Genomic DNA, 6,945 nt, shown 5'->3' on the forward strand with positions numbered 1-6,945 from the left:
TCCCGCTAGGTCAGATGCAAAGCCAGTTAGGAAAAGCCAAGCGCGCTCGCTGCAACCGCCCATTGTTAGAACTGTGCCCGATCGGGCTGGCATTGTGCCGGACGGACGGGACTTTTATCGACGTAAATCCAGCTTTTGCAAATATTATCGGCCGCACAGTTGCAGAAACTCTCCACCTCAACTATTGGGAAATTCAGCAAACACAGTGCGCGCGCCCAGAAAAATATCTAGAATGTCAAGCAAAAAATAGCCACGCGCACCTGTGCGAAGCAGCATACAAACATAAAAACCAGCATCTCGTACCCGTGCGAGTTTCCGAGCGGGCAATTGAAACAGAGGGACAGTGCGCGATTTGGCTAAGCGTTGAAGAAATCTTTAATAATCGGGATCAAAATAGCGCCCCGCTGGAATCAGCACCGCCGCACAGCAATTCACATCTAGAAAAATTGCTGGCAAAGCAGACTGCCGAACTGGAAAAAACTCAGAAACTACTCGAAGAAAAAATCGCCGAACTGGAACAGGCTCAAGAAAAATTGCGTCTCCAAAGTCAAATTATAGACCAATTTCACGAGTCGGTGATTGCTACAGATATGGACGGCTCGATTACCATTTGGAATCAAGCCTGCCAAAAGTTATACGGCTATGAAGCAACTGAGGCTATCGGACAGCACGTTTCTTTAATTTACCCGCCCGAACAGCACGAATTTTTGTTAGATCAAGTCATCAAACCGCTACAAGAAAAAGGCGAGCATGAAATAGAAGTTATCACACGCCGTAAATCGGGAGAAAAATTTTCCTCGCACCTGATGCTCTCGCTATTGAAAGACCAAACGGGAAAAGTTATGGGGATGATTGGCTCTTTAACTGATCTCAGCATTTGCAAAGCTTTAGAACAAGAATTAGCACAAAGACAAGCACTATTTGATGCCTTTTTGAAGGATGCGCCTGCGGGGCTTTGCATTTTGGACTCGCAACTGCGGTACGTGCAAATTAATCAATTTCTAGCAGAAATAAATTGCTTGAGTCCAGCCGAACACATTGGCAAGACTGTACGCGATATATTGCCGAATATCGCTCCAATAATAGAGCCTTTGTACGAACAAATTTTGAGGACAAAACAACCCTTAATTAACATGGAGATGAGTGGTGACAATCCCAGAACGCCTGGCTTTGTTCGACACCTGACAGGCTCTTATTTTCCCCTGCTCGACAAAGATGAGGAGGCGATCGGCATCGGTGCAGTTGTAATTGACATTAGCGATCGCAAACAAGCAGAAGCTGCGCTGCAAAAAAGCGAACAGCTTTACCGCACTATGGCAAGCAACTTTCCTAACGGCGCGGTGATGTTGTTCGATCCAGAAATGCGTTACACGCTGGTAGAAGGTACAGAATTAGCCGCCGTGGGGCTTTCCAAAGAATTGATGGAAGGCAAGACAATCTGGGAAGTATTCGAGCCAGATTTTTGCGCTGCTGTCGAGCCAAATTATCTGGCGGCACTGGCAGGAGAAACAGTTGTTACAGAATTTATTTACAGCGATCGCATCTACCTCGGTTATACTTTGCCAGTCAGAAACGAACGGCAAGAAATTATCGGCGGATTGCTAATGACTCAAAACATTACGGCTCGCCAATTAGCAGAAGAAGCGCTCCGGGAAAGCGAGGACAAATACAGGTGCATTGTCGAGACAGCAGACGAAGGAATTTGGATGATAGATACGGATGGTAAAACTACTTTTGTCAACCAAAAAATGGCCGATATGCTCGGCTGCACTCCAGAGGAAATGATCGGACAGTCGCTATTTGCTTTCATGGACGCAGAAGGCATGGCGATCGCACAAGCCAGTCTCAAACGCCGCCGTGAACAAATTCGCGAACAGCTCGATTTTAAGTTCCGTCGCCGAGACGGCAGCGACTTGTGGGCGATGCTTTCTACTAATTCCTTGGCAGACAAACAGGGACGCTATGTGGGCGCTTTGGCAATGGTTGCCGACATTACCGATCGCAAGCAAACAGAAGCCGCATTGCAGCAGTCGGAAGCCAAATTTCGATCGCTCTACGAATTAACCAGTTTGCCTGTTTTTATGTTATGTGACAATGCCATCACCGATGCCAACACAGCCACCCTAAAACTATTCGGCTGCACTACCCCGCAAGAGTTGTACGGCCAAAACCCTGGCACACTCTCGCCTCCTTTCCAACCCAACGGCAAAGATTCTTTGAGCATGGCTGACGAAATGATGGCGATCGCCTTTGAGCGGGGAAAGCACCGTTTTGATTGGGTTCATCAGCGCTTAGACGGTACTGATTTTCCCGCAGAAGTGGTGCTGACAGTCATCGAGGTGGGAAATGAAAAAATTATCCAAGGAGTGATCCAAGATTTAACCGATCGCAAACTTGCCGAAGAAACTTTAGTGCGATCGGAAGAAGCGCTCAGACAACAAGCTCAGCGAGAATTACTGCTCAATCAAATTGCCAACCAAATCCGCACTTCTTTAGATTTAGACACAATTGTAGAAACCGCCGTTCAAGAAATTCGCAATCTGATGCACCTAGATTGGTGCATCTTCACTTGGTATCGCCCCAACACCAATCCTCCCCTTTGGGAAGTAACTTACGAAGCGAAGAATGCAGATTTGCCGAGTATGCTTGGCACTTATCCTGTAGACGACAAATCTAGTCTCGCAGTGCGACAGATTTTGCGGCGAGCAATTCTGCGAATTGATGATGTCAGCACTTTTGAAGATGTAGAATTGCGCGAACTTTTCCAGGCTTCAAATTTTAACTCAGTGCTGTCGCTGCCAATTCATACTGCCGCAGGCGATATTGGGGTGATTACCTGCTATCAGGCTATGTCGATGCGAAATTGGAGCGAATCGGAAGTCGAACTGATGCAAGCGGTGGTCGCTCAAATTGCGATCGCGATCGACCACGCCGAACTTTACACCCAAACGCGCACAGCGGCCCGATTAGCTCAAGCTCAAACTCAACAGCTAGAACAAACTTTGCACGAACTCCAACGCACCCAAACTCAATTAATTCAAAGTGAAAAAATGTCGAGTTTGGGCCAGTTAGTAGCAGGCGTAGCCCACGAAATTAACAACCCGGTTAATTTTATCTATGGGAATCTCAGCTACACCAGTGAATACACTCAAAACTTGCTAAAAATGCTGCAACTTTACCAGAAGGAATACCCGCAGCCGAGCGCCAGAATTGTAGAGGCAAGGGAAGACTTTGAAATTGATTATCTTATTGAAGATTTACCGAAAATTTTAGCCTCTATGAAATTCGGAGCCGATCGCATCCGCGACATAGTTTTGAGCCTGCGAACTTTTTCAAGACTTGACGAAGCCGAAAAGAAACAAGTTGACATTCACGAAGGCATTGAAAGCACGCTGCTGATTTTGCAAAACCGCCTCAAACATAAAGCCGATCACCCGACAATTAATGTGATTAAAGAATACGGTAATTTGCCTTTAGTTGAATGTTATCCCGGTCAGTTAAATCAAGTATTTATGAATTTGTTGAGCAATGCGCTAGACGCATTGGAAATGGAGATGAAGAAATCCGATCGCACCGCCAAAAATCTCGCAATTACGATTCGCACCCAAGTAACCGACAATAACAGCGTTGCCATATGGATAGCTGACAGCGGCCCTGGGATGAGCGAAGATGTGAAAAAGCGGTTGTTTGACCCGTTTTTCACTACTAAACCCATTGGCAAAGGAACTGGCCTAGGATTGGCTATTTCGCACTCTATTATAGTAGAAAAACACGGCGGCAAGCTTTCTTGCATTTCTGTATTGGGAGAAGGTTCCGAATTTGCGATCGAGATTCCTCTGCAGCAAAAAATAAATTAAAACCCGTTGCATTGGTATCATATCATCTCCGCTCGATCGACCGGATTTGATAAGATTCAAATCCGACCCTTTACCACGAGAGGCACACCACCAGCGGGTGCCATTGTCAAACCGCGGCGTACTGGCAAAACCGGACGATTTTCTGCAAGTTCTAAAGAGTATCGTGACAGCACTTTCGCCAATACTAACTTCATTTCAAACATGGCAAATGCCGCCCCAATACAGCGGCGGTTCCCTCCTCCAAACGGCAAATATTCGTAAGGCGAAAATTGCCTTTCTAGAAAACGTTCGGGTTTAAAACGTTTTGGTTCCGGGTAAATATCCGGTCGGTGGTGAACCAAATAAATGCAGGTAGAAAGTACCATTCCTTTGGGAATATTATAACCCATTAACTGCATCGGAGCTTGCAGAAGGCGCGGAAATGCAAAAAATAGGATCGGATAAATCCGCAGCGTTTCGCAACAGACAGCATTCAAATACGGGAGTTTACTTATTTCCGTCGGCTCGCAATTTTCGACATCAAGAGAATTGAGCTCTTGCAGCAGTTTTTCACGGACTTCTGGGATGTAGTGAATCCAATACAAAGCCCAGGCTAAAGCTGTGGCTGTAGTTTCGTGACCTGCGAATAAGATTGTCATTAATTCATCCCGCAATTCAACGTCGCTCATCGGCTTTCCTGCTTCGTCACGAGCGGAAATTAACAAGCTCAGGATGTCTTCCCCCAATGGTTCAGACTGAGTTTTGCGCTCGCGAATTTCTTGATAAAGCAGTTCATCTAAACGCTGTCTTTGTCGCAGAAATCCTCCCCAAGGACTCCAAGCACCTAAATCTTTTTGCAACGACTTGATAAACAAAAAGGTAGCGCTTAATGGATTGCTAAACAGGCTGAACATATTAATCATTAGTTGCTGAATTTGCTGGTAGCGTTCTCCTTCGCTCAGCCCGAAAATCGTGTGCAAAATTACTTCCAAGGAAATTTCCTGCATAGTTGATTGCGCGATAACCGACTTACCAGGAGTCCAATTATTAATTACTTTTTCGGTTGTATCGCGGATGATTTGTCCGTAAGCTTTCATCCGTTCACCGTGAAAAGGTGGCATTAAAAGTTTGCGCTGCTGCAAATGTCGATCGCCATCTAACAACAATAACGAATTCGAGCCTACTAAAGGTAGCGTTATCTGGTTTCCCGTACTGGATTCAAAGAGTTTGGAATCGGATGTAAAAATTTCTTGAATAGCTTGAGGATTGCTAACAATTACTTGGGGCGGAAAGTTGCTGAATTCGCTGGTAAAAAGGTCGCCGTAGCGTTGATAATTACTATCTAAATAATACAGAGGATTTAAAATGCCCCGCACTGTCTGAACAAATCTAGCGTCTTTAGGGCCGTCTAGCAATTTGTGGGTAGCATGATTTTGAGAGTGAGAGTTTTCTGTGGGGATAGTCATTTGTTTTCCTCCTAGATTAATTTACTCAGTTTCAATCAACAGTTGATTGAAACTGAGTAAATTAATCCTTGTTTACACAAACCTTATTAGAGATTTTTTATATCTAGATATTTTACGTAAACCCGATCGCACCTTGGCGTCTCCACACCAGTTGTCGGTATATATCCCCTATTTTCGTACATTTTCACAGCTTCTTTGAGAATGCTGGCCGTTTCTATCCAAATTTCATCAAAGCCGCGAGCTATAATTTTACTTTCCAATTCTTGCAGTAAAAATTTCCCCAAACCCTGTCCTCTTGCTGCTGGCAAAATATACATTTTGCGAATTTCCACAGCATTATTTCCGCGCTCAATCGGATAGTAAGCCGCCGTACCGACTATTTTATCCTGCCGTTCAACTACCCAAAATTCACCGCCTTGATTATGATAATGTAGTTCTACATCATAGACATCTCGATCGGCCCCGTGAGGTTCGCATTTTAAACCGTATTCTGCTAAAACATCCCTAATTAAATAGAAAGCCTCAGCGCGATCGCGCGTTTCCCAGGAACGAATTAAAAAATCCAGATGTTGGGTTTTCATTGGTTGTTGCAACGTATATTTATTTTTTGACCTTAGCAACTGTAAACTTACTAATTTTTTTTGTTTTACAGTTTTTAAATGCACCTAGCTTTTAACTGTGAATTCTTGGTTCGGGATGAAGAATTGCCAGCAACTCGCTCTCTACTAATGATAATTCCTCCAGCCTGTCAATCACAAGAGTGCGATCGAAATAAGTTGTTGCCAAAATCCAATATACACCGTAATGGCGCGCCTCCGAAGCCATCAAACTGCGGTAAAACTTAGCCAATTCCGCGTCGGGACAGCGATCGCCCAGCAGCCCCAACCGTTCGTGACTGCGCGCTTCTATCAAACCAGAAACCAACAAAGAATCCAAAAGTCTCTCCGGTTCCTGCTTGCGAATTTGGGCGGACAAACCAGCACCATAGGGAGGTGCAGCCAAAGGGGCCAAAGCAATGCCGCGCTTTTCTAACCGCTGGTTGACTTGCTCGAAATGCTCTAATTCTTCGCGGGCGATCGCCGTTAGCATCCTCACCAATTTTTCCCGGGCTGGGTAGCGAAACATTAAATTTAACGCTACTCCCGCCGCTTTCCGCTCGCAGTGAGAATGGTCTAATAAGATTGTATCCAAATGGGCGATCGCCTGTTGCACCCAAGCTTCCGAAGTCGGCTGTTTCAAAAACTTAATAGTTGGCAGTGTTGAAGTCATACCATTTTAGATTTGAGATTTTAGATTATGAATGACTGCTTCGATATGGGTTGAGAGCCTGTATATGTAGGGTGCGCAATGCGCACCTTACCGCTTAATTATTTTGATTTAAACTCTTGTGGGGAGTAGGGGTTGGGCACGCGAACCCGCTGGTTTGGAGCTTGCCTAAAGTTGCATTTTTTTGAACAGCACTTACGCAGAATCTGTATGTGTAGGGTGCGCAATCCGCACCTTACCGCAGTTGCATTTTATTGTAACAGGACTTACGCAGAATCTGTATGTGTAGGGTGCGCAATCCGCACCTTACCGCTTAATTATTTTGATTTAAACTCTTGTGGGGAGTAGGGGTTGGGCACGCGAACCCGCTGGTTTGG

Annotated in this window: 4 protein-coding genes; 1 reads left to right on the forward strand and 3 read right to left on the reverse strand. The window is 45.2% G+C overall.

The genetic code is table 11. The features are described 5' to 3' along the window. The first annotated feature begins 14 nt into the window (after window positions 1-14). On the forward strand, window positions 15-3,857 hold the full coding sequence (locus tag QT992_RS27035) for a PAS domain S-box protein (protein WP_333342453.1): 3,843 nt from the start codon (window positions 15-17) through the stop codon (window positions 3,855-3,857). 56 nt (window positions 3,858-3,913) lie between these two features. Here the strand turns inward: QT992_RS27035 and QT992_RS27040 are convergent, their stop codons facing one another. The 3 genes from QT992_RS27040 to QT992_RS27050 form a co-directional block, all read right to left on the reverse strand. Then, window positions 3,914-5,302 (reverse strand): cytochrome P450, encoded by a 1,389-nt coding sequence (locus QT992_RS27040; RefSeq protein WP_333378173.1) that lies wholly within the window; start codon window positions 5,300-5,302, stop codon window positions 3,914-3,916. 86 nt (window positions 5,303-5,388) lie between these two features. Beyond that, a complete protein-coding gene (locus QT992_RS27045; protein WP_333322619.1) occupies window positions 5,389-5,883 on the reverse strand; it encodes a GNAT family N-acetyltransferase in 495 nt (164 codons plus the stop codon). Between the two features lie 91 nt (window positions 5,884-5,974). After that, window positions 5,975-6,571, reverse strand: coding sequence for a tRNA isopentenyl-2-thiomethyl-A-37 hydroxylase MiaE (locus QT992_RS27050; RefSeq protein ID WP_333378175.1), 597 nt, complete (start codon window positions 6,569-6,571; stop codon window positions 5,975-5,977). Between the last annotated feature and the right edge of the window lie 374 nt (window positions 6,572-6,945).

Source organism: Microcoleus sp. T3_D1 (genome assembly GCF_036700405.1).
Taxonomy (GTDB): Bacteria; Cyanobacteriota; Cyanobacteriia; order Cyanobacteriales; family Microcoleaceae; genus Microcoleus.